Genomic DNA, 25981 nt, shown 5'->3' on the forward strand with positions numbered 1-25981 from the left:
CTCAGTGCCCCTTCTCTTCGCGATACATCGACCACAGGAAGTAGGTGATGAAGCACAGCATAATCAGGAACAGCACCACCGCGATGGCTGCGCCATAGCCCATGCGGAAGCCATATTCCGACAGAGCCACTTCGAACATATAGTAGGCCAGCACGCGCGAGCTGCCGAACGGGCCGCCCTGCGTCATGATGGAGATCAGGTCAAACGAGCGCAGCGCGCCAATGATGGTCACCACAAAGGCGATAAACGTCGCTGGACGCAGCTGCGGCAGGATGATGTTCCACAACATCGACCAACCTTTGGCCCCATCCAAACGCCCGGCCTCGATCTGCTCTGGATCAACTGCGTTCAATCCGGTGAGGTAGAGGATCATGCAATAGGCCGTCTGTGGCCACAGGCCAGCGGCAACGATGCCATAGGTCACAAGGTTTTCATTGCCCAAGACATTGATCGGCCCCATGCCGACCCAGCCCAGCATGGTGTTCAGCAGGCCAAAGGTCGGGTCATAAAACCAGGTAAACACCAGGCCAACCACAACTTGTGAGATCACAAAGGGGAAGAAAAACAGAGACTTGTAAATGCGGATGCCACGCACAGTCTGGTTCAGAAACAGCGCAATGAACAGGCCAGCGGGAATGGCGAGCAGGTAGAGAAACAGCCACAGCACGTTGTTTTTCAACGACGTAAAAAAGGCGTCTCGATCCACATACTCCCAATAGAGATCTTCGTAGTTACGCATCCCCACATAGGTCTTTTCGCCCAACCCATCCCACTCATAAAGCGAGAGATTGAAAGACTGAAACACCGGCGCGATCACATAGACCGCAAAGAACAGGATGCCTGGCGCCAGGAACAACCACGGCGCAATGCGCTGTTGGTTGCGGTGGAACCAGCTTTCGGTTTCAGGAATGTCTGAAGATACGGTCATAAGTGAACCCGATAATTGAGGGTGGAAAGGCGGAGGATACCCCCGCCTCGCCGAAAAGATGACATGTCAGGACACGTAGATGTCCTGACACAGGGTCATCACTTGTAGATACGGCCGCGCGCACGCTCCAGCTTCGCCAGGATCTTGTCCAACTGGTCTGGCTTGACCATGAACTCCTGGAAGCCTTCCATGGACACTTTCGCCATTTCTGCCGGCGCATCGCGGTCCCAGAACTGAGCCACACCGCCGGTGGAGTTGGAGGACAGCATCTGGAAGCCCTGCTGCAAGAACTTATCATCATCCACGGAAGAGGCAGCGTTTACAGGCAGCTGACCCAGGTTTTTACCGTTGTTGATGATGGTCTGCTCTTCAGGCGAAGTGGCGAAGCGCAGGAACTCGCGTGCGGCTTCTTTGTTCTTCGCGTTTGCAGGGATGTGGAAGGTGTCGGTCGGCGCGTCTTCAGACAGTTCAACATCTGGGTTGATGACTGGGAACTGATAGAAGTCCAGTTGATCATCGGTCAGACCCGCTTCGCGCAGCGGTGCCACGGCAAAGTTACCCATCAGGTAAGAGGCCGCTTCACCGTTCACCATGAACGGCAGCGCTTCCTGCCAGCTGTAGGTCTGGTGGTCAGCAATAAAGCCGCCCATGTCGATCAGCTCTTTCCAGTTCATGAAAGTCTGCTTCACACGGTCGTCTTCCCAGGACACGTTGCCTGCGGCCAGATCCATGTGGAAATCAAAGCCGTTGGTGCGCATGTTCAGGTAGTCAAACCAACCGCCAGCAGTCCACAGGTACTTGGTACCGATGGTGTAGCAAGCCCGGCCGGAGGCAACGATCTTGCCACAGTTGGCTTTTTCTTCTTCCCAGTTGGTTGGCTCAGACAGACCCAGTTCTGCGAAGATGTCTTTGCGGTAGTACACGCCCCACTGGTAGTAAGTATAGGCCACGCCCCACTGCTTATCGTCGATGGTCAGCGCACCTTTGGTGGAGGCCAAACCTTCGGCAATCTCTGGTTCCGCGTAGAGGTCAGACACGTCCTCAAACAGACCGGCCTCTACATAAGGGCGCATCCGATTGGCGGCGTACCAAGTGGCAACGTCTGGCGCGTTTGCGGTCAGGAAGTTGCGGATCTGGGTTTTGTAAGCTTCACGGTCGATCACCGTGGTTTCAACGTTCAGGCCCGGATGCTGCGCTTTAAAGCGGTCAATCATCGCTTCCATCGTCGCGCGCGGCGCCGGGTTCGATGTGTCCAGGAAAATTGTCAGGTCGCCTGAAAGTTCCGCAGACGCCGGTACAGCAAACGCAGAAGCAACCGCAGCGGCGGTGGCAGTAGTTTTCATTTTGGAAAGCATTTGTTCCTCCCTGTCTCCAAAATTATGCAATTTTCGGTTCCATTATTTGAAACCATGTTTTACATATTGAAATCTACACACAGAGTCGGCTAGGTTGTCAACAGATTCCTAACGACTGCAGGAATCTATGGAGGAGACAAAAACCACATGTCTGGTGACGGAACGGTCGGCAAAGCCCTTGATGTGCTTGAACAAGTTGCTGCTTTTGAGCGGCCGGTACGCTTTGGCGAATTGCAGGAAAAAAGTCCTTATCCCAAGGCGACGCTCTATCGATTCCTGCAAACCCTAACCAATCAAGGCATGCTGTCCTATGAGCCAGACCGCCAGACATACGCCATGGGCATGCGGCTGGTGCGGCTGGCCCACGCCGCCTGGACCACCAGTTCTTTAGCGCCTATTGCGCGCCCCTATTTGGATCAATTGTCGGCCGAAACCGGCGAAACCGTGCACCTTGCCCAACTGGATGCCTCTCAGGTCCTCTATGTGGACAAACGCAACGCAGCCAAGCCGGTGGAGATGTACTCTCAAGCGGGCAAAGTTGGCCCTGCCTATTGCACCGGCGTGGGCAAAGCCATGCTGGCCTATGTCGAAGGCGATGTCCTGGACCGCGCTATCGCCCAGCAAAGTTTTCACCGCTTCACACCCAGCACTTTGGATTCGCCGGAGAGCCTAAGGGAAGAACTCGCCGCCATCCGCGCACGCGGCTACGCCTTTGACCGCGAAGAACATGAACCCGGCATTGTCTGTATTGCTGTGCCAATTCTAACCAACGGTGGCCGCATGCTCGGCGCGCTGTCTGTGACGGGCCCAACCAGCCGCACATCCCTGGACCAACTCGAAACCCTCGCCCCCCGTGTTTTGGAAACCGCAAAACGCATTGGCGAAGAAGCGGAAGCCTGGCGCTTCCCGGAAACGCGACAACAAAAGGTAGAGACGACATGACGGGTGTAACCCTTCAAGGTGCCATCAAGAAATACGGCGAAACGCAGGTCATTCATGGCATTGATCTGGAAATCGAAGACGGCGAATTCTGCGTGTTTGTCGGCCCATCGGGCTGCGGAAAGTCCACCCTGCTGCGCATGATTGCTGGCCTTGAAGAGACCACCGACGGCCAGATCAATATTGGCCAGCGCGACGTGACGCACATGGACCCCGCCAAACGCGGCGTGGCCATGGTGTTTCAGACCTACGCGCTCTACCCGCACATGACGGTTGCCGAAAACATGGGCTTCGGCCTGCGGATGAACGGCCACCCCAAAGCGGAAATCGAAGAGAAGGTGCAAAAAGCCTCTTCGATTCTGAAGCTTGACCAGTACCTCAAGCGCAAACCCAAAGCGCTCTCCGGGGGCCAACGTCAACGTGTTGCTATTGGCCGTGCCATTGTCCGTGGCCCCGAGGTCTTCTTATTCGATGAACCGCTTTCCAACCTCGACGCCGAATTGCGTGTCGACATGCGTGTCGAAATCGCCCGCCTGCACCAGGAAATTGGTGCCACCATGATCTATGTGACCCACGATCAAGTCGAAGCCATGACCATGGCCGATAAAATTGTGGTGCTGCGGGACGGTCGTGTTGAACAAGTGGGCGCCCCGCTTGACCTCTACCGCGACCCTGACAACCGCTTTGTCGCCGGTTTCATCGGCTCCCCGTCCATGAATTTCCTGGAATGTGACGTGCTAGACGGAAAGCTGGTGCACCCAGCCTTCTCCACGCCACAGGACAGCCCGATCGCCCTGCCGGCAGGCCTCTCGAAAGTCACCGTTGGCGCACGCCCGGAACATATCGAACTGGACCACAAGTCTGACGCGTTGACCATCGACCTAACCGAAGCGCTTGGCGGCGTGTCCTACTGCTACCTCGCTGCGCAAGATGGCACGCGCCTGATCGTCGAAGAACGCGGCGACTCCCGCAGCTCCGAAGGCGAAACCGTGGGCCTCTCAATTCCGACCAAACGTCTCTATCTGTTTGATCCTGACACCGGATTGCGTTTGCGCTGATCCTCCCACCACTCACGCCAGATCAAACACAAAACGCCCTGCTTTCCTCCGGCAGGGCGTTCTCTTTTCCAGAAGGTTGGGCCGAGATCAGTCCTCGATCACCCAGTCATCAGCAAAGGCCAGTTCGCCAATCGCCAACCAGGACATGCGCACGCGTGCCACGCGGCTGTCGCCCCAGGTGCGAAACACCAAATGGAATCCGAGGTTGGTCACTTCTTCGGCCACCACTTCAGCCCGGATATTTGCCTGCGGGTCCATATCCCACAGCGACAGGCTCACCTGGACGGTCGGGGGGACGCGGTATTTGGCAGAAAACTTAATGAGCTTGCGACGTTCCCGAGTCCCGTTACCGGTCCACATCTCGCCATCGGTCTCAAAGTCAGAAAACAGGGCTTCATCCCCTTGATCCACTCCGACGTAATTATTTCGTATCCGTTTCATCGTCGGCCAATCTGTAATCCAAATACGTCGCTTTCAAGGCCTTTTCGGCCTGATCAAAGCAAAAGGCCCCGCCTGTGTCGGCGGGGCCTCTTAATCTGTGTGATCCGTGTGGGATCAGACCATGTCGTGCATCAGCTGCTCAAGGTCTGCGACAAATTTCTCTGCGCCGTCCTTGTGCTCTTCAGGCGCTTCCGCTGCAGCTTTGCGGGCGTCAGCAATGACGTCCTCAAGATCTGCTTTGGTCACGTCTTCGCCTTTGTGCGCATGCTCTGCGATCACCGAGATCGAGTCTGCTGTGATGTCCGCGAAACCGCGGGTCACAACAAAATCCTTCTCACCGTCTGCGGTCTGAACACGCACCACGCCAGGGCGCAGCGAGGTCAGCAGCGGAGAGTGGCCTGGCATGGCGGTCAAGTCACCTTCCGCACCAGGGATCTTCACGGCGGTTGCCTCAAACGAAGCCAAGCTACGTTCAGGGCTAACCAGATCAAATTGCATCACGTTTGCCATTTCGGGCCTCCTACTAGCGTTTCGATTTATTGAAAGTGACTGTCTCGCCTGGCGCGTTGAAATCTGTGATTTCAGTTTGCGCCAGGCGAGTCATTTCAAATCGACAACGCTTAAGCCGCTTCAGCAGCCATCTTTTCGGCTTTTGCGATCACTTCCTCGATGCCGCCAACCATGTAGAAGGCTGCTTCAGGCAGGTGGTCGTATTCGCCAGCCACAACGGCTTTGAACGACGCGATGGTGTCTTCCAGAGGCACCTGAACACCGTCAGAACCGGTGAAGACCTTCGCAACGTCAAACGGCTGAGAGAGGAAACGCTGGATCTTACGCGCCCGCGCAACGGTCAGCTTATCTTCTTCCGACAGTTCGTCCATGCCGAGGATGGCGATGATGTCCTGCAGCGACTTGTAGCGCTGGAGGATACCCTGAACGTCAAAGGCCACCTGATAGTGCTCTTCGCCCACAACCGATGGGTCCATCAGACGGGAAGAGGAGTCCAGTGGGTCAACCGCTGGGTAGATGCCCAGCTCGGAGATCGCACGGTTCAGAACCGTGGTCGCATCCAAGTGCGCAAAGGTGGTTGCTGGTGCAGGGTCGGTAAGGTCGTCCGCTGGAACATACACAGCCTGGATCGAGGTGATCGAGCCGGACTTTGTGGATGTAATGCGTTCCTGCATCGCGCCCATGTCGGTTGCCAGGGTTGGCTGGTAGCCCACCGCGGATGGGATACGACCCAGAAGCGCGGACACCTCGGAACCCGCTTGGGTAAAGCGGAAGATGTTGTCCACGAAGAACAGAACGTCGGTACCGGATTGGTCACGGAACTGTTCCGCCAGGGTCAGACCGGTCAGAGCAACACGGGCACGCGCACCGGGAGGCTCGTTCATCTGGCCGTAAACCAGAGCCACTTGGGACTCTTCGAGGTTGTCTGGCTTAATAACGTTGGATTCGATCATTTCCCAGTACAGGTCGTTACCTTCACGGGTCCGCTCGCCAACACCCGCGAACACCGAGTAACCGGAGTGCACTTTTGCGATGTTGTTGATCAGTTCCATGATCAGAACGGTTTTACCCACGCCGGCGCCGCCGAACAGACCAATCTTACCACCTTTGGAGTAAGGCGCGAGAAGGTCGATAACCTTAATACCGGTCACCAGGATTTCAGACTCAGTCGCCTGCTCAGCGAACTCAGGCGCTGGCTGGTGGATGGCACGGGTTTCGTCCGTTTCCACTGGGCCTTTTTCGTCGATTGGCTCACCAACCACGTTCAAAATACGACCGAGGGTCGCGTTACCAACCGGGATCGAGATCGGAGCGCCAGTGTCTTCCACTGCGGCGCCACGAACCAGACCTTCGGTCGCGTCCATTGCGATGGTACGAACGGTGTTTTCACCAAGGTGCTGGGCAACTTCCAGAACCAGTTTCTTACCATTGTTTTCGGTGTTCAGTGCGTTCAGGATCTCCGGCAGAGAGTCGTCGAACTGCACGTCGACAACAGCGCCGATGACCTGAGTCACCTTACCTTTTGCGTTTGCCATGTTTCGTCTCCGGTTCTTAGAGCGCTTCAGCGCCCGAGATGATTTCAATAAGCTCGTTGGTGATCACAGCCTGACGCGAGCGGTTAAACTCGATGGTCAGCTTGTCGATCATGTCGCCTGCGTTGCGGGTAGCGTTGTCCATTGCGGACATCCGCGCGCCCTGCTCAGAGGCACCGTTTTCCAGCAGCGCTGCAAAGATCTGTGTCGCGACACCGCGCGGCAGCAGGTCAGCCAGAATGGCCTCTTCGCTGGGCTCGTAGTCATACAGAGTGCTTGCGCCATCCGCTTGCTCTTCGAAAGAGGCCGGGATGATTTGCTGTTCGGTTGGGATCTGGCTCACAACGTTCACGAACTTCGCGTAGAAGATCGTGGCCACGTCAAACTCACCCGCGTCAAAGCGTACGAGAATGTCGCGGGCAATGCCCTGAGCGTCATCGTAACCCACGCGCTTAACCTCAGTCAGGTCAACGTGGCCTACAAAGTCATCACCCAAATCACGTTTGATGGCGTCACGGCCCTTCTTGCCAACGGTCAGAACCTTGACGGTTTTGCCCGCGGCTTTCAGTTCCTCAGCCTTCGCACGTGCCAACTTAGCGATGTTTGCGTTGAAACCGCCACACAGACCACGTTCCGCGGTCATCACCACCAACAGGTGGGTCTGATCGCTTCCGGTGCCTGCAAGCAGCTTCGGTGCAGATTCGGAGCCGCCAACCGAGGCCGCGAGCCCGGACAGAACGGCGTTAAACCGTTCTGTATATGGGCGCGACTGCTCAGCAGCTTCCTGCGCGCGGCGAAGTTTCGCCGCGGCAACCATCTGCATGGCTTTTGTGATCTTACGAGTGTTTTTCACACTCTCGATCCGGTTTTTTAGGTCCTTCAGACTAGGCATTGTCCGAACCCCTTATGAAAAGTCAGCTGCGAATTCGTCCAGCGCGGCTTTCACTTTGTCTGCGGCGTCACCTTTGATCTTAGGATCTTCGTCGGTGATCCATGCCAACAGGTCGGCCTTCTGGCTGCGCAGGAAGTTCAACAGACCTTCTTCGAAGCGTGCAACGTCGCTCAGCTCGATTTTGTCGAGGTAGCCGTTCACACCTGCGAAGATCACGCAGACGATTTCCGCGTTGGTCAGCGGGGAGTACTGCGGCTGTTTCATCAGCTCGGTCAGACGTGCACCACGGTTCAGCAGCTGCTGGGTTGCGGCGTCAAGGTCGGAACCAAACTGCGCAAACGCAGCCATTTCGCGGTACTGAGCCAGAGACAGCTTAACCGGACCCGCAACCGAAGACATCGCTTTGGTTTGCGCCGAGGAACCCACACGGGATACCGACAGACCGGTGTTCACAGCAGGACGGATACCTTGGTAGAACAGTTCGGTTTCCAGGAAGATCTGACCGTCGGTGATGGAGATCACGTTGGTTGGAATAAACGCGGAAACGTCGCCACCCTGAGTTTCAATGATTGGCAGCGCGGTCAGCGAGCCAGCACCGAAATCCTCGTTCAGCTTCGCGGAACGCTCAAGCAGACGGGAGTGCAGGTAGAAAACGTCACCTGGGTACGCTTCACGGCCTGGTGGGCGGCGCAGCAGCAGGGACATCTGACGGTAAGCAACAGCTTGCTTGGACAGGTCATCATAGATGATCAGCGCGTGCTTGCCGTTGTCACGGAAGTATTCTGCCATCGCGGTCGCGGCGTAAGGCGCCAGGAACTGCAGAGGCGCAGGTTCGGAAGCGGTCGCTGCAACAACAATGGAGTATTCCATTGCGCCAGACTCTTCCAACTTCTTCACCAGCTGCGCAACGGTGGAGCGCTTCTGACCAACTGCAACGTATACACAGTACAGTTTCTTGCTTTCGTCGTCGCCGGCGGCTTCGTTGTAAGACTTCTGGTTCAGGATCGCGTCGAGAGCCACAGCAGACTTACCAGTCTGACGGTCACCAATGATCAGCTCACGCTGGCCACGGCCGATTGGGATCATCGCGTCAACGGACTTCAGGCCGGTCGCCATTGGCTCGTGAACGGATTTACGTGGGATAATGCCAGGCGCTTTGACGTCTGCAACGCCGCGCTTTTCCGCTTTGATTGGACCCTTGCCGTCCAGCGGGTTGCCCAGACCATCAACAACGCGGCCCAGCAGGCCTTCACCGATTGGCACGTCCACGATGGAGTTGGTGCGCTTAACAGTGTCGCCTTCTTTGATGTCACGGTCAGAACCGAAGATAACGACACCAACGTTGTCGTTCTCAAGGTTCAGCGCCATGCCTTGAATACCACCAGGGAATTCAACCATCTCACCGGCTTGAACGTTGTCCAGACCGTAGACGCGCGCAATACCGTCACCGACGGAAAGCACACGGCCGACTTCGGCCACTTCGGCCTCTTGGCCAAAGTTTTTAATCTGCTCCTTAAGGATCGCAGAGATTTCGGCTGCTTGGATACCCATTATCCGACCTCTTTCATTGCATTCTGGAGGGAAGCAAGCTTGGAGCGGATCGACGTGTCGATCATCTTCGAGCCCACTTTAACTACAAGACCGCCCACGAGGCTCTCGTCGACGGTCGCGTTGATTTTGACATCTTTGCCCACGCGTGCTGCCAGCGTTTTTGCCAGCTTTTCGCTCTGGGTTTTGGTCAAAGCTTTGGCGGTGGTGACATCCGCGGTCACTTCGCCTTTGTTCTCGGCAATCATTGCCTGCAGTTGCTCGATCAGCTGTGGCAGAACAAACAGGCGGCGTTTTTCAGCCATCAGGCCCAGCACGTTCACGAGAACGTCCTGCACACCCATTTTCTTTGCCACTGCGGAGATCGCAGCACCTTGCTCTTCGCGGCTGATCAGCGGCGAATTGATCAGATCAACAAGCTCGGCGCTGTCGGCAAGTGCCGCGCCCAGACCGTCGATGCTGGTTTCCAATTCGCTCAGCGCATTGTTCTCTTGTGCGATCTCAAAGACCGCGGCGGCATAGCGTTCTGCAATGCCGGAGGAGATCGAAGCTGGTTCGGACACGTCCACCCTTCCGCTTGCTGGCCTCACGTTCGGCATACAATTGTATGCATCGCGCAAGGACGTTTCATTACCTCGGGACTAACGAGGCGTTAAAATCCGTCGCGGGTGTAGCAGAGGCTTGCTCAGCTAGCAACAATGTTTGATGTAATCGCCAATTACACGAAAGCCCTGTTTTTCAAGGCTTTGAGCAAAGTGCGACCCTTTGCCTGTTAACTCTGGGTCAAAAAGTGTTTCCCAAACATCCGTTTTTCTCGAATCCCGGCTGCAAAATGAACCTGACAAAAACCTGACGTAGAGACAATTTTTCCTACTTCAAGCCCACCACCCCCCGCTTTCCCCGGTTCAAACCGCCCCTCGTCAACACATTCTCAATGCTCATCGGCCCTTATGAAGCGGTGGGGGTCTAGGACCTGATTCTAAGTGTGGGGACATCATGGGACCATTAATTCTACTGTCGTTGCTGGGCCTCGGCGCAGCCACCGCTTTTGTCGACGTAGGCGAAGAAGAGGTGGGGGAAGATCCGGTCAGGGACAACACCGATTCCGAAACCGACGAGATGCAATCCGAAGCACAGCAGGCCGCCAATCTTGTGGAGATGCTGGGCACCCCGGAAACCGGCGAAGCGGAAGCGCTGGAAGACCCTGAGCTCTCCGATGACGAGGCGCAACTGGACGGCCCGAACCTCTTTGGGACTGAGAACGGCGACACGCTTTACGCCCACGGCGAAGAAAACATCGACGCTGGCGCAGGCGACGACACCCTGAAATCATTTGGCGACGGCATGATCCTCGGCGGCGAAGGCAACGACGTCTTCACCCTGGGCGGTGAGGCCGAGGGCTTTGGCGGCGACGGCGAAGACTACATGTATATCTCCGACGCGGCCTCTGGCTTTGGCGGTGACGGGGATGACACCTTCTTCCTGAAGCACAACAACTCAGCCGACGACGGCGCGGCAACCGCAGACGGAGGTGACGGCGACGACACCTTCATCATGAAACCCTTGTCTGGCCTGCCAGAAGAAACCGTGTCCCACATCCTGACCGGCGGCGAAGGCGCAGACGTCTACGCCTTTGACATCGACGGCGCGACAGCCATCCGCGACGGAGATGAAGAGGACAACCAGATCATCGCCACCATCACGGATTTTGACCCGGACGAAGACATGCTGCTGCTCGACATCGGAGCCAAGCCAAGCTTTGACGACGTGGACGAATTGCCAACACCAGAAGTCACCACCACCGAGGATCCGGACGGCGGCTATGTCGATGTACACTTCAGCTGGACCAACCCGCTCAACGAAGACAACGTCGAAACCCGCACCGTCCGTCTGGAAGGGTTGACGGAATTTGACACCAGCGATGTGCAACTCACCAGCATGTTTGATCCGGACAGCCAGCACAATGAAACGGACACCGGCGACGCTGACGCCCACCGCGTCTTTGGCCTGACACCTACAGAAGGCACCGATGACGCTGACGACCTAACGCTCAGCGAAAATTCCGCCACAGTTCTGAAAGACGGCGATGACAGCGTTGAAATCACCGATGGCTCCCACCTGATCTACGGCGGGGAAGGCAACGACAGCATCGAGGTCACTGAAGCCAATGACGGCGTCACGCAGCTGTTTGGCGGTGAAGGCGATGACGTGCTGACCGCGGATCTCGTGCAAAACAATGACACCGCGCTGATTGGCGGCGAGGGCGACGACACCATCACCTTTGGCATGGGCCACTATGTTGAAGGCGGTGAGGGCAACGACACATTGGTGCTGAACCTGCATGAAAACGCCATGGAGCAAGGTCCTGCAGTGCTCAAACAGCTTACCGGCAACCACCTGACCATCAACATCCCAGCGGATATGGAAGGTGACGTGGATGTGGTGAACCACACCTACAGCAACGGCTTTGAGGTGGCCTATTCCGAGATCTTTGTCGGCAACGTCTGTGTGCTCAAGATCATGGAAGAGGATTTTGACACCGGTGTTGGCATCGCCGAGGAAGATCCGCGACTGGAAATCCTTCGCGCCGCATAAGTCTTGCCTTAAGCCGGAGCCACCTCCGGTTTGGGATTCAACACGCTCAGTGGTTTCTTCACGCGCGCCGACACGCCCGGTCCCGTTGGCGCGTGCACACGCTTGCTCGCTTCCACAATCAGCACCCCGCCCGCCATCACCGGCGACACGGTTTTGCCGATGCTTTCCCAAAGTGCACCGGTCTTACGCCAGAACCTCTTGTGGCTCGGCGGTTGATAAAGGGTTGCGCGATGACGCTCCGGCATAAATCCGTGCTGGCGCAGCTGCGTTTCCAACTGCCCCGCAGAATACGGACGTCCGAAGCCAAAAGGCGTTTTGTCACTGCTGGACCACATGCCAGTACGATGCGGTACCACAAACAGCGCACGCCCCCCGGGCCCAAGCACCCGATGCGCCTCAGTCAACACATCACTTGGTCGCTCGCTGGTTTCCAGCCCGTGCATCAGCACAAGCCGATCCACACGCCCGGTGTCCAGCGGCCAAAGCGTTTCCTCACAGAGCACTGACACATTCGCCATCCCTGCGGGCCAAGGCATCACACCCTGCGGCCCCGGCATCAGACCAATCACCCGCCGTGCTTCCGGCAAATATGGCCGCAACAGCGGTACGGCAAAGCCAAACCCGGCCACGGTTTGCCCTTTAGCTTCAGCAACAGGCCAAAGCTCCAGGATCTCATCGCGCACAGCTTTCTGGGCCGCGCGCCCCAAGGTGCTACGGTAGTAGAAATTTCGAAGATCCTGCACATCAAGATGCATTGCACCCGGCTCCCCGATCAGCAAATCTAGAGCTAACATAACAATGCAGAGGCGGATTTCCATGCCCCATCAGATTGTCACCATTCCATGCCTGTCCGACAACTACGCGTTTCTCATCCATGATGCCGCCTCCGGCGCCACCGCCCTTGTCGACGCGCCTGAGCCCGGGCCCATTCTGGACGAACTCAAGGCGCGTGGCTGGACGCTCAGCCACGTCTTGTTGACCCACCACCATTGGGATCATGTCGACGGCCTGCCCGACATCCTTGATGCGCACCCGGCCAAAGTGATTGGCGCCAAAGCAGATGCACACCGCCTGCCCGCCCTCGATTTGGCTGTCAGTGAGGGTGAAACCTTCGACTTTGCCGACGAAACCGTCTCCATCCTTGACGTGTCCGGCCATACCGTGGGCCACATTGCCTTCCACTTCCCCGACACCGCCGCCGTCTTTACCGGTGACAGCCTGATGGCCATGGGCTGTGGTCGCCTGTTTGAAGGCAGCCCGGCGCAAATGTTTGCCAGTCTCAGCAAACTTGCCGCCCTGCCTGACGCCACCACCGTTTGCTCCGGCCACGAATACACCGCGTCCAACGGCGCCTTTGCCGCATCCCTCGGGGAAGACAACGCAGCCGTGGCGCAACGCATTTCCGATACCACCGACATGCGCGCCAAAGGCATCGCCACCGTGCCGTCCAACCTGGGTTTGGAAAAACAAACCAACCCTTTCCTGCGCAGTGCAGATCCCGCCCTGCAAAAGGCCCTCGGCATGGAAGGCGCTGCGCCCGTGGACGTCTTTACCGAAGTCCGCAAACGCAAAGACAACTTTTGATCCGACACCTTCAGGTAGGCGTAACCCCTTTACACACTTGCCCATCGGGACGGCGGCTCACGAGAGAGTGACCCAACCAGAGGCTGAATAGAGCGAAATCTGTATCAAATTTTGCAGAAAGTCCTTGAAGACCGCCGTCAATCGACCAAACTTTAACCATAAGACCCTAATGTGAAGGCAGGCCCACCCGCCTTCATCGAAACCCGGAGGGAGCAGTCACACCGTGCCGTCATTTTCGAACTCACTAGAACAAGCCATTCACGCCGCGCTCGCGCAGGCCAACCAGCGCAAGCATGAGTTTGCCACGCTGGAGCACTTGCTCCTGTCGCTGCTGGATGAGCCCGATGCCCTGCGCGTGATGCAGGCTTGTGGCGTGAACATCGACGAATTGCGCAAGGATCTCGAGGACTTCATTGACGATGACCTGTCCAATCTGGTCACCGACATCGAAGGCTCCGAGGCCGTGCCAACGGCTGCGTTCCAGCGCGTGATTCAACGCGCCGCGATCCACGTTCAAAGCTCTGGCCGCACCGAAGTGACCGGTGCCAACGTGCTGGTTGCGATCTTTGCAGAACGGGAATCCAACGCCGCCTACTTCCTGCAAGAGCAGGACATGACCCGGTATGACGCGGTGAACTTCATCGCGCATGGCGTGGCGAAAGACCCGGCCTTTGGCGAAACCCGCCCTGTGAGCGGCGCGGACGATGAGCAAGAACAGCGCATCGAAGGCACCGCCGACGGTGGCGATGGCAAAGAAAGCGCACTAGCCAAGTACTGCGTCGATCTGAACGTGAAAGCCAACAAAGGCGACGTGGACCCACTGATCGGTCGCGACCACGAGGTCGAGCGCTGTATCCAAGTCCTCTGCCGCCGCCGCAAGAACAACCCGCTTTTGGTGGGTGATCCGGGCGTGGGCAAAACCGCCATCGCCGAAGGTCTGGCCCGCAAGATTGTTCAGGGCGAAATCCCTGAGGTTCTGAGCCAAACCACGATTTATTCCCTCGATATGGGCGCGCTGCTCGCGGGCACCCGCTATCGCGGCGACTTTGAGGAGCGTCTCAAGGCAGTCGTGACCGAGCTGGAAGATCACCCGGACGCCGTACTATTCATCGACGAAATTCACACCGTGATTGGCGCTGGCGCCACATCTGGCGGCGCAATGGACGCGTCCAACTTGCTGAAACCTGCCTTGCAGGGCGGCAAGCTGCGCACCATGGGCTCCACCACTTACAAAGAATTCCGTCAGCACTTTGAGAAAGACCGCGCTCTCTCCCGTCGTTTCCAGAAAATCGACGTGAACGAGCCGACCGTGCCGGACAGCATCAAGATCCTCAAAGGTCTGAAAGAGTATTTTGAAGAGCATCACAGCGTGAAATACACTGCCGATGCGATCAAAACCGCTGTGGAGCTTTCCGCACGCTACATCAACGACCGCAAGCTGCCGGACAAGGCCATCGACGTGATCGACGAAGCCGGCGCCGCGCAGCATCTCGTGGCCGCCTCCAAGCGTCGCAAGACCATTGGCGTGAAAGAGATTGAGGCTGTTGTGGCCAAAATCGCGCGCATCCCACCAAAAAGCGTCTCCAAGGACGACGCCGAAGTGCTCAAGGATCTGGAAAAATCCCTCAAGCGCGTGGTGTTTGGTCAGGACGACGCCATCGAGTCGCTCAGCTCCGCCATCAAACTGGCCCGTGCCGGTTTGCGCGAGCCTGAGAAACCCATCGGCAACTACCTCTTCGCCGGTCCAACTGGTGTGGGTAAAACCGAAGTCGCCAAACAGCTGGCGGACACGCTGGGTGTGGAGCTGCTGCGCTTTGACATGTCTGAGTACATGGAGAAGCACGCGGTCTCCCGCCTGATTGGCGCACCTCCCGGCTACGTCGGCTTTGACCAAGGCGGCCTGCTCACCGACGGCGTGGACCAGCATCCGCACTGTGTGCTGCTGCTTGACGAGATGGAAAAAGCCCACCCCGACGTCTACAACATCTTGTTGCAAGTGATGGACAACGGTGAGCTGACCGATCACAACGGCCGTACCGTGAGCTTCCGCAACGTGGTTCTGATCATGACCTCCAACGCCGGTGCGTCTGAGCAAGCGAAAGCAGCGATTGGCTTTGGCCGTGACCGCCGCGAAGGTGAAGACACCGCCGCGATCGAGCGCACGTTCACGCCGGAATTCCGCAACCGTCTGGACGCGGTGATCTCCTTTGCGCCTCTGCCCAAAGAGGTCATCCTGCGCGTGGTCGAGAAGTTTGTGCTGCAACTTGAAGCACAGCTGATGGATCGCAATGTGACCATCGAGCTGACCCCAAAGGCCGCACAGTGGCTCGCCGACAAAGGCTATGACGACAAGATGGGCGCCCGCCCGCTAGGCCGCGTGATCCAGGAGCACATCAAAAAGCCGCTGGCCGAAGAGCTGCTGTTTGGCAAGCTTGCCAAAGGTGGCGTGGTCAAGGTGAAGGTCAAAAACGGCAATCTGGAGCTGGATCTGGCTGGCCCTGACAACCCACGCATCACCGGCGACAAGCCACCGCTTCTGACGGCGGACTGATGCTCAAAAACAGTCTTGCACTGATCTGCGCGCTCGCAGCTTTCCCGGCTGCGGGCGCGCCAACGTTTTCGATGCCCGTGGACTGCGAACTCGGCGAAACCTGCTTTATTCAGAACTACGTCGACCACAACGAAGGCGACGGCTATTTCGACCACACCTGCGGCCCGCTGGCATATGATGGCCACAAAGGCACCGACTTTGCCCTGCCCTCTACTGACGCCATGGACGACGGTGTCAATGTGCTCGCAGCCGCGGATGGCGTGGTGCTGGGCACGCGGGACGGCATGGTCGATAAGGTCATCGCCACCGAAGACATCCCCAAACTCAACGGCAAAGACTGTGGCAATGGCGTCTCTATTGACCATGGCAACGGCTGGGTCAGCCAGTACTGCCATATGAAACAGGGCTCCGTGATAGTCTCCCAAGGCGACACAATCGCCCGTGGACAGGTGCTTGGCCAAATCGGGCTCTCTGGCCGCACGCAATTCCCGCACCTGCACATCTCCATCCGCGACGGCAACCGCGTTGTTGACCCTTTTGCGCCGGACCGCTTGGGCGTTTGCGGCGAAAACTACGAAACACTTTGGGAAGATGACATCTCCTATGTTGGCGGCGGGTTGATCCGCGTGGGCTTTGAGGTCGGCGTTCCCAAGTTTGCCTCCGTGAAATCCGGTATGGCAGGGCGGAACCGCATGCCATCACAAGCCAAGGCCTTGGTCTTGTTTGGCTACGCCTTTGGCAGCCTGCCCAAAGATGAGATGCGGCTCACGATCACCGGCCCGCAAGGCAAAGTGTTTGAGCACATCACGGTTATGGAAAAATCCCAGGCGCAGTATTTCCGCGCCGGCGGCAAGCGCACTCCCATGGGCGGCTGGCCCAAAGGTATCTACCATGGCGAGATCACCATCACCCGCGACGGCGCACAGCTCGACCATCAGGCCATTACCCTGACGGTCGAATAAAGCGATTATTTCTCAGTGAACTTCAGCTCGATCCGGCGGTTGCGCGCCCGTGCCTCTGCCGTGTCGGCGGGATCAACCGGCTGGTACTGCCCAAACCCATTGGCCGAAAGCCGCGCCGGTGGCAGACCCAGTACGTCGATCATGTAGCGCACCACGGACAACGCCCGCGCTTGGCTCAACTCCCAGTTATCCGCAAAGGCCCCACCGTAAATCGGCACGTCATCCGTGTGGCCATCCACCCGCAAAATCCAATCGATGTTGCTCGGAATATCGTCAATCACGCTCTGCAAGATGCCCGCCACCTTGGCAACCTCCGCCTGGCCTTCAAACGACAGCTCCGCCCCGCCGGGCGGGAACAGCACTTCGGAGGAGAACACAAAGCGGTCGCCGACAATGCGCACCCCTTCCTGCGCGCCCAGCAGGCTGCGCAGCTGCCCAAAGAACTCAGACCGATACTGCTCCAGATCCTTGGTCTGGTTCTCCAACGCGATCTTCTCCTGCTCCAGCCGGATACGCTCCGCCTCTTCCAAAAGCCGCCGCTTACGCTCTTCCGCCGCCGCGCGCGCAAGGGCCGCGTTCAGATCTGATCCCAGCGCCTCCAACTGCACCTGCGACGCCGCATCACGTTCCGCATAGTCGTCCAGAATGGTCTGCAACTGCCCCAACTGATTGCGCAACGCTGCGATTTGCTGGTTCAGCGCCGCAATCTGGCGCAGGCTCTCGGCCGATTTGGCCTCTTCTTCCGACAGCGCCTTATTCGCCTCAGCCAGCAACGCGTCCCGTCGCTCCGCTTCTGTCAACGCCTCTGCCTGCGCGTTCTCCGCCGCCTTCTGCGCCGCCAGCGCTTTGGCCAGCTCTTCTTCCACATTCAGCGTGTCACGCAGCTTCTGCTCCGCCGCGAGCTTTGCCGCAAGCGCCGTGGCCAGCCGCTCCCGCAAGGACGAGCCGCCCTCTGCCGCCTCAACCTGCGCCGCAACCGCCGCCGCAAGCTGTTCTTCCAAATCGGCCACCTGCAACGCCAGACCGTCCGCCTTCGCCGCCGCCTCGGCCCCTTCGGTTTCGGCCGCCAACTTGGCCGCCAAAGCCTCCGTCAACTGCGCCTCAAGTTCCTGCAAATCAGACCGCCGCTCACCAACCTGTGCCTCAGCCGTCGCCCGCGCGGCGACTTCGGCCACCAACTGGCTCTGCAACTCACTCACCGTGCGCCGGTTTTCCTCAAGCCCCAAGAGCGCCGCCGCCAGCTCTGCCTTCACCGAAGCGAGCTCGCCTTCACGGGTCTCAAGCTCGGTCTCCACCGTCGCCAGTTTCAGCACGGTATCCGCCAAATCCGCATCCACGTTCTGCCCTTCGACCAAGGCCGCCGCTAGCTTTAGGTCCAGATCATCGCGCGCCGCCTCTGCCGCCGCCAACAAGGTTAGCGTGTCCTCGGCCTCTTTGCGCTGCGCCTCAAGCGCCAATGTCATCGCCGTCAGCTCCGCATCTGCGTTCTCAAGCCGCTTGCGCAGTTCTTCTGCCGCCGCCGCCTCCAACAAACGCCGCTGCTCTTCCGCGGTCAACGCGCTCTCCAACTGATCGGCCTCGGCCGCCAGCGCATCAATCTGCAACTTCCCGTCGGCCACCTCAGTCTGCAAGCTGTCAATCAACGCCTGCATCGCGTCAGCTTCTGCCGCCGCCAAACGAGCCGCCTCCGCGCCCGCATCAATCTCGCTACGCGCTTGCGCCAACGCCAAGTTCAACGCCTCGCGCTCATCGATCAGCGTGTCGCGTTCGCCTTCGAGCGCTGCAATATCGGCCCGCGCGTCATCCCGCTGCGCCAACAAAGTCGCCACCTGCGCCTCAAAGCTGGTGATCTGCGCTCGCGCCGCATCCAAGGCCGCCGCCTGCGCATCCCGTGTCGCCGTTAAGGCCGAGATTAGCGCGTCTTGCTCGCGCAGCTGCGTGTCGCGATCCCCCAAGGTGGCCGTCAGCCCGCCAATCTCGGTTTCCAACTCCCGCGTGCGCGTGCGCTCCAATCCCAGGGCATCCGCTAAGGCCGCGACCTCGGATTGCAGCGCGTTTAGCTCGGTGTCTTTCTCGGTGATGGTTTCTGACAGCACAAACTGCACGATCATAAAGATCGTCAGCACAAACATCAGAACCAGCAATAGCCCGGTCATGGCGTCCACAAACCCGGGCCAGATGCTGGCTTGGAACCGTTGTCCTGTGCGTCGGGACAGGGCCATGGCTTAGCCCTCCTTGCCGCCTTTGGGCGCCGGTGGCCGTTTCAACTGCACCTTGGTGACGGGGCCAGAGCTTTCGCCCTCCGCCGCTTTGCCAATCCGGCGCAATGCACGGGCAATTCCGTTCAACTCGGTGCGCAGCTCGGTCATGCTTTCCTGACGACCGGCAGAAATCTCTTCCAGAATGCGCAGCATCTGCACGTCGATGGAGCGCAGCCGCATCCGGCTCTCCGCATCCATGCCCCCGTCCAGACCGCCACCATCGGACAGCTGCGCAATCAAACGCTCCTGCCCCTCGGCAATGCGCAACAGTGCCTGCGTCGCCGTGTCTTGCGCGTCCAGCCGATCGGCCATCCGATGCATCGCTTCCGACAAGGCTGCCGTGTCACCACTACCCTGCGCAGTCCCTCCAGCCACCATGGTCTGGCGCAACTGTTCCAACTGTCCGGACATATGCTCAAACGCAGCGCCCAGCACCGAAATGTCGCCGCCTTCACCTTCGCCGGTGGAGAAACCCACCCGTGTGATCGAGCTCAGCCATTCTTCCAACTCGCGGTAAAACCGGTTCTGCCCATGGCTCGCAAACAGCTCCAACAAGCCCACCACCAGCGATCCGGCCAAACCCAATAGGGACGATGCAAAGGCCACACCCATGCCGCCCAACTGGCTTTCCAAGCCGTCCATCAGGCGACTCACCACGTCGATGCTGGACTCGCCGGAGCCCAAATCCAGGCTCTTAATTGTGTCCACCACCGCTGGAACAGTGGTCGCCAGCCCGTAGAAGGTGCCCAGAAGGCCAAGGAAAATCAGCAGGTTGACAATGTAGCGCGTGATCTCGCGGCCTTCGTCCACACGTGTGGCCACAGAATCCAAAATCGAACTCGCCGATGTCGACGAAATCTGCCCATGCGCCCCGCGCTCACGCAGCAGGCTCGCCAGCGGCGCCAAAAGAGTCGGCGGTGAGTTGGCGTCATGGCCTTCGCGCAACCCTGCAAAGCCTTCGATCCAACGCACAGATCGGAAGAGCGACAACACCTGCCCAAAGGTCGCTGCCACACCAAGCACAAACACAAAGAAGATAAAGCCATTCAACTCTGGGTTTGCGGTGAACACAGGCAAGACCTGCGGCAAGGCCACATAGCCTACAGCAGTAACAAGCCCCAAGACGACCAGCATCTGCAGAATCTGGAAGGTGGGCTTAGAGAATTTCGGCTCGACGGTACGGTCCGGCTGATCCATTCAGATGGGTCCTGACGCTTTGTTTTTCTGTGCTCACCCTACTGCCATGTCCCTGCGCTGCCAAGGAATTTCACCGCGCCTGCCGTGGCGGCGTTTACGCTGTGGTCAATCTGCGCACTTCTTGGGACAGCCATTTCAGATCCGCATCTTCTATGCCCAGTTCAAAAAGATGGCTGGCCGTATTGTGCAGGTATTCCGTGTTTGGCCCGCGCCCGCCCACGGCGGTGGAAATAATCCGCGCCTGCTCGTCCAGTGACAGGTGACAATACTGCACGTGGTCAGGGTCAATCACATAGGTCACCGCCTCCACATCACGCCCGTCGCGCAGCGTCAGCGGCAAGGTTTCTTCCAGATAGGCTGAACTCACCAACTCCCGCTCACGCAAGTAATCCAATGTGCGCGCCTCATGCCCCTCGGCGACTTTCAGCGCCAGCCCCTGACAGTGTGCGCCCACTTCAGCATCCAAGGCCAAAACCAACCCCGGCGCCTCGACCGTGCCGCGATGGTGGATCGAACGCATACAGAAACTCCGGTGCCAGCCGTCCAACCGCGCCACCGCCTGTTCTGCCACCTCAAATCCGGGGTTCCACAAAAGCGATCCGTATCCAAATACCCACATAGTCTGCCTCTGGTCCTGCTGGCTTTGCGCCGTTAAACACCAAACCGACTCTGTGAGAAAGGCCCAAGCCATGATGAAATTGCTGTTTCGACTGATCGTTCTGGCCGCGCTTGGCTGGTCCGGCTTCTGGCTGTTTGGTTACATGGCGCTCTCGTCTGCATTGCCAGACTGGTTCGAAGACCGTCGCGCCGAAGGCTGGGTCGCGGAATATGATGATCTTTCCGTCTCAGGCTTCCCCAGCCGATTGGACAGCACCTTTGAAAACCTCACGCTGGCGGATCCGCAAACCGGCGTCGCCTGGGAGGCGCCATTTTTCAACATGCACGCGCTCACATACCGCCCCCACCATGTGATTGCGGTCTGGCCAGACCGCCAAACCCTCGCCATTCCTGGCGAAAAGCTTACTGTGACCACCGGCGACATGCGCGCCTCGCTTGTGCTTGATCCCGGCACCGATCTCACGCTCAACCGCACCAATGTCGCCATTGAAAGCCTTGGCATCACCTCCAGCGCCGATTGGCAAATGGCGGCCAGCGCGGTGAACCTCGCCATGCACCGCGACGAAAATGACGCCAGTACTTACCGCTTGGCTTTCAAAGCCGACGCGCTCACGCCACCGGCTGGGTTTGCCCTGCCCGACGGCATCGAGCTGCCGCGCAATTTCTCCAGCTTCCGCGCTGATCTGACTGCCAGCTTTGACCGCCCATGGGATCGCACGGCCATTGAACAGTCCCGGCCCCAACCAACAGCGCTTGATCTCACATTGGCGGAAGTCATCTGGGGCGACCTACAACTGCACGCTGCGGGTCAGGTCACCATCGACACTTCTGGCTTTCCAACTGGCGAAGTCACCATTCGCGCCGTCAACTGGCGCGATATTTTCAACGTCGCCCGCCACTCCGGCCAAATTCCGGCGTCGGTAATTGATACGATTGAGCAGGCCCTAGGCTTCGTCGCCCAACTGTCTGGCAATGCCAACGAACTCGACATTCCACTCACATTCGCAAACGGCGCCACTAAGCTCGGCCCGCTGCCCATCGGCCCGGCCCCGCGCATTTTCCTGCGCTAAGCGAGGATTTTACCGGCAGTACGGCCCGCCGCGATGTTTCGCGGTGTCAAAGTGGAAGTGGTCTTTGTGATAGCGGTCCGCATTGGGGCCAAGCACCGTGCCAAACGGCCCACAGGCCTGCTTGTGCATCTTTTTCAGGATGCGGCCCTTCTTGCCGTTGTTCCAGTCTTTCAAAACCGAAATGCTCTCACCATTTTTGAGCCGGATGGCAGAGATATCAATCGCTTTGCCTTTACCATGCTCGCTTATTTTCGCACCGGGACGATTGTTACGCGTGCGACAGGAATACCCCGCCGCCACCTTGATCTCTTTCGCCCCACCGCCAAAACTGCGCACGGATTTCTTGAGCCCCTTACCAACCCATTTCTCCAGCGCCTTCGCCGTGTCACAGGTCATCACCGCCGGCGTCGACAGCTTCACACCGTCAACTTCATAAAGCTTGATCGCGCCCTTTTTAATGCCACAGCCGCGCAGCTTACCGGGCACCGGCGGCACTTCTTTGCCAATCAGGCGCTTGTTGCGACACACTTTGCCAATGCCCGCAGCTTTGCGCGCCTTGCGCTCTGCCCGCGTCACGCGCACCGGCTCCGGATCGGCCATCTCGATGGCCGCCGCGGTCGCCGCCGCAGCGGGAGCAACAGCCGCCACGCGGGTTACCGTCGCCGCATTGGAACCGGGCCGCAGCCTAGGTCGCAAGGATCGATCCGGCGCAAAGCTTGGCAAAGCCACCGGATACACAACCCGCAAAACAGGCCGCAAACTGCGTTCTGGCGCATTGGCTTGCACCGCACTCAACGCTCCGGTGCCAAAGGTTGCGATCAGCGCCAGATATGCCGCCGCCCGCTTCACGTCTTGGGCGCCTCACGGCCAAAGTTCGGCGCGGCCGTATCCTGGCCCGCTTCAATGATGCCACGGCGAATTTCCCGCGTGCGGGTAAAATACTGATGCAGATGGTCCCCATCGCCGGTGCGGATCGCCCGTTGCAACGCAAACAGCTCTTCGGTGAAGCGCCCCAAAATCTCCAGCGTCGCGTCTTTGTTGGTCAGAAACACGTCTCGCCACATGGTCGGGTCAGATGCCGCAATCCGGGTGAAATCCCGAAAGCCCGCCGCCGAGTATTTGATCACTTCGCTATCCGTCACGCGACGCAGATCATCGGCCACACCAACCATCGTGTAGGCAATCAGGTGCGGCGTGTGGCTGGTCACAGCCAGCACCAGATCGTGGTGATCCGCATCCATCTCATCCACATTGGCGCCCATGCCTTCCCAGAGCGCTCGGAGCTGTGCCACCGCCTCCGCATCACTTCCTTCCACCGGCACCAACAGACACCAACGGTTGTCAAACAGCTCGGCAAACCCGCTCTCCGGCCCGGAATGCTCTGTCCCCGCCAAAGGGTGCGCCGGTACAAAATGCACGCCGTCTGGCAAATGCGGGGCAACCGCCTCAATTACATCGCGCTTCACGGAGCCCACATCGGTGACGGTCGCGCCTGCTTTCAGATGTGGCGCAATCTCCTTGGCCACCGGCCCCATCGCGCCCACCGGCACACAGAGCACCACAAGGTCTGCATCCGCCACAGCCTCTGCCGCGCTGTCACAGACCCGATCACACAGGCCAATGCGCCGCGCCGTTTCCCGCGAGGCCTCAGACTTAGCAAACCCGGTCACTTCACCGGCCAGTCCACCGCGTTTCGTCGCCCAGAACATCGAGGAGGCAATCAGCCCCAACCCGATCAGGGCTACGCGGTTGTAAACCGGTGTGCTCATCGCGCGCCGTCCTTGAACTGGCCAATCGCATGCGCCACCCGGCGGCAGCTTGGCTCATCTCCCACAGTGATCCGCAGGCAATTTGGCAGGCCATAGCCCGCCACACGCCGCACAATCAGCCCTTGGGATTTCAGGTAGTCATCACAAGCTTCCGCTTCGGCCTGATCGGCAAACCGCGCCAGAATGAAGTTGGTGCAAGAGGTGTCAGACGGCACGCCGTGCTCCATCAGCGCCTCAGCCAGCCAGGCCCGCAAACGTGTGTTGTCCGCCCGGCACTTCGCGACCCATTCCTGATCGCGCACAGCAGCCATGGCCAGCTTCATCTGGATGTCATTCAGGTTAAACGGCTGCCGCACCCGGTTCAAAACATCGATGATCGCCTGAGGCGCATAGCCCCAGCCCACACGCAACCCGCCAAGACCATAGATCTTGGAGAAGGTCCGCGTCATCACCACGTTGTCCCGCGCTTCCACCAGGCTCGCGCCCCCGTCAAACCCCTGCACATATTCTGTGTAGGCACCATCATGCACAAGAATACAGCCCTCAGGCAAACCATCGGCCAAACGTGCCAGATCATTGCCGCCAATCATTGTGCCGGTTGGATTGGCCGGGTTGGCCAGAAACACAATCTTGGTTTTTTCAGTGCAGGCCGCCAGCAAGGCATCCACATCCACAACCCGCTCGCGCTCTTTTGCCACAACCGGCGTCGCGCCCACCATCTTGGCCAGGATCGGATACATCGAGAAGCCGTGCTCGGGATACACAATCTCGTCACCCACACCGGCATAGGCTTGGGTGATGAACTGCAACACCTCATCGCTGCCCACGCCACAGATAATGCGGTTGGCGTCCAACCCGTGAACCTCGGCAATCGCGGCGCGCAGCTCGGCGTGGTCAGTGTTGGGATAGCGATGCAGGTTCAACCCGGTCTTGGCATGCATGTCGGTCACTGCCTCACTGCATCCCATCGGGTTTTCATTTGACGACAGTTTCACAACGTCTTTGACGCCGTCCACTGACGCGCTGCCGCCCACATACAACTCAATATCCATGACACCGGGCTGCGGCTCTATTCGTGACATCACGTTACTCCCTCGTTGCCTGCTGTTTAGCGAGGCACCCGAGGCTTGGAAAGACAGGAAGCCGGTGACGCGGGGAATTGCCTCAACAAATCCCCTCAGGCTGTTGCAAACGGGCGTCACGTAGACAAAATGTCCACCCTTCCCCCAAGCGCACCGTCGGCGGCATGCCCGGCACGCCTCCGCTTCTTCTTACTCAATATCTCTCAGGGCACGAGGCAACACCTCGCACCACGCAGCCCACATGGCTGCGCTCCTCCAGCGCGCGTTAGGCGCACTGCGACTTTGCCCTCGTCAGACCAACATAGCAGGTCCCCAAGGCATCTGTCTTATGCGTAGTAATCCACCACAGATTTGGAGCTATCAATGCCCGCCGCATCCAACTTACTGCGCAGAACTTGCACAAAGTTGTCACCGCCGGACGCCTGATGACTTGCCACTGCTGAGCGGATTGCACTCATCACAGCGCTGTCCAACGTCTTTTGCCCTTGCGGCTCATGACCTTGCAGCTGGCTACGTGAAGTTTCCTTCACCGGCTCTACTTTCTCTGATTTTGGGGCCGCTTTGGGCTCCTGCACCGGCTGCCCGGCGTATTTCGCCAGCGCTGCGTGCAACATCGCGTTCTGCGTTGCGCTCAATCCAGACCACCCCGTGGTCTCTCCTAATATGCCTACCGCTTCTACCATAGCGATGTCTCCTTCTTGCACTTACCCGTGTGAACGGAGCCGCCCCCTAAAGCCGCCGTGCGCGAGGTTCAAAAACCTTGCCATCTTTTTAACGTTCAGACAACCAAACCGCTAAAATTGCTGATAAAATTCTGACTTCCTTAACCCAATAGCGCTGGACATTTGCCACCAAATCCCCTTGCCCACGGACGGGGCTGCAACAGCATTTTTTCGCCACCGCCCGCAACATCCATATTGCTTTTGTTTGATCAAATATGCTCAAAGCGAGTCACGAACCCCGGCAATAAAGGCATTGCGCGCTGCTGTCAGGGTGAGCGGAGCCACTTCGCTCATCAGAGATCCAAGCCGGTCTCGCGCGTGCACTTGGCTCCCTTCATGTAACTTTTAGGCGGCGCGCCGCCACAAG

General features: G+C 58.6%; 23 protein-coding genes. 7 read left to right on the forward strand and 16 right to left on the reverse strand.

What is annotated here, in order from left to right; all coding sequences use genetic code 11:
• Nucleotide 1: 1 nt before the first annotated feature.
• Both SIB38_RS21115 and SIB38_RS21120 read right to left on the reverse strand, forming a co-directional pair.
• Complete coding sequence (locus tag SIB38_RS21115; protein ID WP_168591625.1) at nucleotides 2-928, reverse strand: carbohydrate ABC transporter permease; 927 nt, start codon at nucleotides 926-928, stop codon at nucleotides 2-4.
• Between the two features lie 98 nt (nucleotides 929-1026).
• Nucleotides 1027-2283: an ABC transporter substrate-binding protein gene (locus SIB38_RS21120; RefSeq protein WP_412550986.1), complete on the reverse strand. Its 1257-nt coding sequence runs from the start codon at nucleotides 2281-2283 to the stop codon at nucleotides 1027-1029.
• 147 nt (nucleotides 2284-2430) lie between these two features.
• Here SIB38_RS21120 and SIB38_RS21125 point away from each other — a divergent pair, with 147 nt between their 5' ends.
• Both SIB38_RS21125 and SIB38_RS21130 read left to right on the forward strand, forming a co-directional pair.
• Nucleotides 2431-3225 (forward strand): IclR family transcriptional regulator, encoded by a 795-nt coding sequence (locus SIB38_RS21125; RefSeq protein ID WP_412550987.1) that lies wholly within the window; start codon nucleotides 2431-2433, stop codon nucleotides 3223-3225.
• Nucleotides 3222-4280 carry an ABC transporter ATP-binding protein gene (locus SIB38_RS21130; protein WP_412550988.1) on the forward strand — a complete coding sequence of 353 codons (1059 nt, stop codon included), beginning with the start codon at nucleotides 3222-3224 and terminating at the stop codon, nucleotides 4278-4280. Before SIB38_RS21125 ends, SIB38_RS21130 begins: the two co-directional genes overlap by 4 nt.
• A gap of 87 nt (nucleotides 4281-4367) precedes the next feature.
• Here the strand turns inward: SIB38_RS21130 and SIB38_RS21135 are convergent, their stop codons facing one another.
• From SIB38_RS21135 to SIB38_RS21160, 6 genes are all read right to left on the reverse strand, one after another.
• Nucleotides 4368-4721 carry an H-type lectin domain-containing protein gene (locus SIB38_RS21135; RefSeq protein WP_294112992.1) on the reverse strand — a complete coding sequence of 118 codons (354 nt, stop codon included), beginning with the start codon at nucleotides 4719-4721 and terminating at the stop codon, nucleotides 4368-4370.
• Nucleotides 4722-4835: 114 nt separating this feature from the next.
• Nucleotides 4836-5231 (reverse strand): F0F1 ATP synthase subunit epsilon, encoded by a 396-nt coding sequence (locus tag SIB38_RS21140; protein WP_168591620.1) that lies wholly within the window; start codon nucleotides 5229-5231, stop codon nucleotides 4836-4838.
• A gap of 110 nt (nucleotides 5232-5341) precedes the next feature.
• Nucleotides 5342-6766: a F0F1 ATP synthase subunit beta gene (gene atpD, locus SIB38_RS21145; protein WP_168591619.1), complete on the reverse strand. Its 1425-nt coding sequence runs from the start codon at nucleotides 6764-6766 to the stop codon at nucleotides 5342-5344.
• Between the two features lie 16 nt (nucleotides 6767-6782).
• Nucleotides 6783-7655 (reverse strand): F0F1 ATP synthase subunit gamma, encoded by an 873-nt coding sequence (locus SIB38_RS21150; protein ID WP_294112991.1) that lies wholly within the window; start codon nucleotides 7653-7655, stop codon nucleotides 6783-6785.
• A 12-nt stretch (nucleotides 7656-7667) separates the two neighbouring features.
• Nucleotides 7668-9206, reverse strand: coding sequence for a F0F1 ATP synthase subunit alpha (gene atpA, locus SIB38_RS21155; RefSeq protein WP_294112990.1), 1539 nt, complete (start codon nucleotides 9204-9206; stop codon nucleotides 7668-7670).
• The gene (locus SIB38_RS21160) at nucleotides 9206-9766 is read right to left on the reverse strand and encodes a F0F1 ATP synthase subunit delta (protein ID WP_294112989.1); all 561 of its coding nucleotides are present in this window, start codon (nucleotides 9764-9766) and stop codon (nucleotides 9206-9208) included. The genes atpA and SIB38_RS21160 overlap by 1 nt, the downstream gene beginning before the upstream one ends.
• A 433-nt stretch (nucleotides 9767-10199) precedes the next feature.
• On the opposite strand from SIB38_RS21160, the gene SIB38_RS21165 reads away from it, so the two are divergent.
• Nucleotides 10200-11798 (forward strand): hypothetical protein, encoded by a 1599-nt coding sequence (locus SIB38_RS21165; protein WP_412550989.1) that lies wholly within the window; start codon nucleotides 10200-10202, stop codon nucleotides 11796-11798.
• An 8-nt stretch (nucleotides 11799-11806) separates the two neighbouring features.
• Here the strand turns inward: SIB38_RS21165 and SIB38_RS21170 are convergent, their stop codons facing one another.
• Nucleotides 11807-12553 carry a class I SAM-dependent methyltransferase gene (locus tag SIB38_RS21170; RefSeq protein ID WP_294112987.1) on the reverse strand — a complete coding sequence of 249 codons (747 nt, stop codon included), beginning with the start codon at nucleotides 12551-12553 and terminating at the stop codon, nucleotides 11807-11809.
• 61 nt (nucleotides 12554-12614) lie between these two features.
• Here SIB38_RS21170 and gloB point away from each other — a divergent pair, with 61 nt between their 5' ends.
• The 3 genes from gloB to SIB38_RS21185 all read left to right on the forward strand — a co-directional run bounded on the left by gloB (nucleotide 12615) and on the right by SIB38_RS21185 (nucleotide 16895).
• Nucleotides 12615-13382 (forward strand): hydroxyacylglutathione hydrolase, encoded by a 768-nt coding sequence (gloB, locus tag SIB38_RS21175; RefSeq protein ID WP_294112986.1) that lies wholly within the window; start codon nucleotides 12615-12617, stop codon nucleotides 13380-13382.
• Nucleotides 13383-13605: 223 nt separating this feature from the next.
• Nucleotides 13606-15933, forward strand: coding sequence for an ATP-dependent Clp protease ATP-binding subunit ClpA (clpA, locus tag SIB38_RS21180; protein WP_294112985.1), 2328 nt, complete (start codon nucleotides 13606-13608; stop codon nucleotides 15931-15933).
• Nucleotides 15933-16895, forward strand: coding sequence for a M23 family metallopeptidase (locus SIB38_RS21185; RefSeq protein ID WP_412550990.1), 963 nt, complete (start codon nucleotides 15933-15935; stop codon nucleotides 16893-16895). The genes clpA and SIB38_RS21185 overlap by 1 nt, the downstream gene beginning before the upstream one ends.
• A gap of 5 nt (nucleotides 16896-16900) precedes the next feature.
• On the opposite strand, the gene SIB38_RS21190 is transcribed toward SIB38_RS21185, so the two are convergent.
• From SIB38_RS21190 to SIB38_RS21200, 3 genes are all read right to left on the reverse strand, one after another.
• Nucleotides 16901-19117 (reverse strand): peptidoglycan -binding protein, encoded by a 2217-nt coding sequence (locus SIB38_RS21190; protein ID WP_294112983.1) that lies wholly within the window; start codon nucleotides 19115-19117, stop codon nucleotides 16901-16903.
• Between the two features lie 3 nt (nucleotides 19118-19120).
• Nucleotides 19121-20353 (reverse strand): biopolymer transporter ExbB, encoded by a 1233-nt coding sequence (locus tag SIB38_RS21195; protein WP_294112982.1) that lies wholly within the window; start codon nucleotides 20351-20353, stop codon nucleotides 19121-19123.
• Nucleotides 20354-20447: 94 nt separating this feature from the next.
• Nucleotides 20448-20972: a gamma-glutamylcyclotransferase gene (locus SIB38_RS21200; protein WP_294112981.1), complete on the reverse strand. Its 525-nt coding sequence runs from the start codon at nucleotides 20970-20972 to the stop codon at nucleotides 20448-20450.
• Between the two features lie 70 nt (nucleotides 20973-21042).
• Here SIB38_RS21200 and SIB38_RS21205 point away from each other — a divergent pair, with 70 nt between their 5' ends.
• Nucleotides 21043-22041 carry a DUF2125 domain-containing protein gene (locus tag SIB38_RS21205; protein WP_412550991.1) on the forward strand — a complete coding sequence of 333 codons (999 nt, stop codon included), beginning with the start codon at nucleotides 21043-21045 and terminating at the stop codon, nucleotides 22039-22041.
• A 9-nt stretch (nucleotides 22042-22050) separates the two neighbouring features.
• On the opposite strand, the gene SIB38_RS21210 is transcribed toward SIB38_RS21205, so the two are convergent.
• From SIB38_RS21210 to SIB38_RS21225, 4 genes are all read right to left on the reverse strand, one after another.
• On the reverse strand, nucleotides 22051-22890 hold the full coding sequence (locus tag SIB38_RS21210; RefSeq protein ID WP_294112979.1) for an extensin family protein: 840 nt from the start codon (nucleotides 22888-22890) through the stop codon (nucleotides 22051-22053).
• On the reverse strand, nucleotides 22887-23810 hold the full coding sequence (locus tag SIB38_RS21215) for a prephenate/arogenate dehydrogenase family protein (protein ID WP_294112977.1): 924 nt from the start codon (nucleotides 23808-23810) through the stop codon (nucleotides 22887-22889). The genes SIB38_RS21210 and SIB38_RS21215 overlap by 4 nt, the downstream gene beginning before the upstream one ends.
• The gene (gene hisC / locus SIB38_RS21220; protein WP_294112975.1) at nucleotides 23807-24892 is read right to left on the reverse strand and encodes a histidinol-phosphate transaminase; all 1086 of its coding nucleotides are present in this window, start codon (nucleotides 24890-24892) and stop codon (nucleotides 23807-23809) included. Before hisC ends, SIB38_RS21215 begins: the two co-directional genes overlap by 4 nt.
• 326 nt (nucleotides 24893-25218) lie before the next feature.
• Nucleotides 25219-25575, reverse strand: a complete 357-nt coding sequence (locus SIB38_RS21225) for a hypothetical protein (protein ID WP_294112972.1) — start codon at nucleotides 25573-25575, stop codon at nucleotides 25219-25221.
• Between the last annotated feature and the right edge of the window lie 406 nt (nucleotides 25576-25981).

The sequence above is a fragment of the Shimia sp. MIT910701 genome (assembly GCF_047126315.1).
Lineage (GTDB): Bacteria > Pseudomonadota > Alphaproteobacteria > Rhodobacterales > Rhodobacteraceae > Shimia.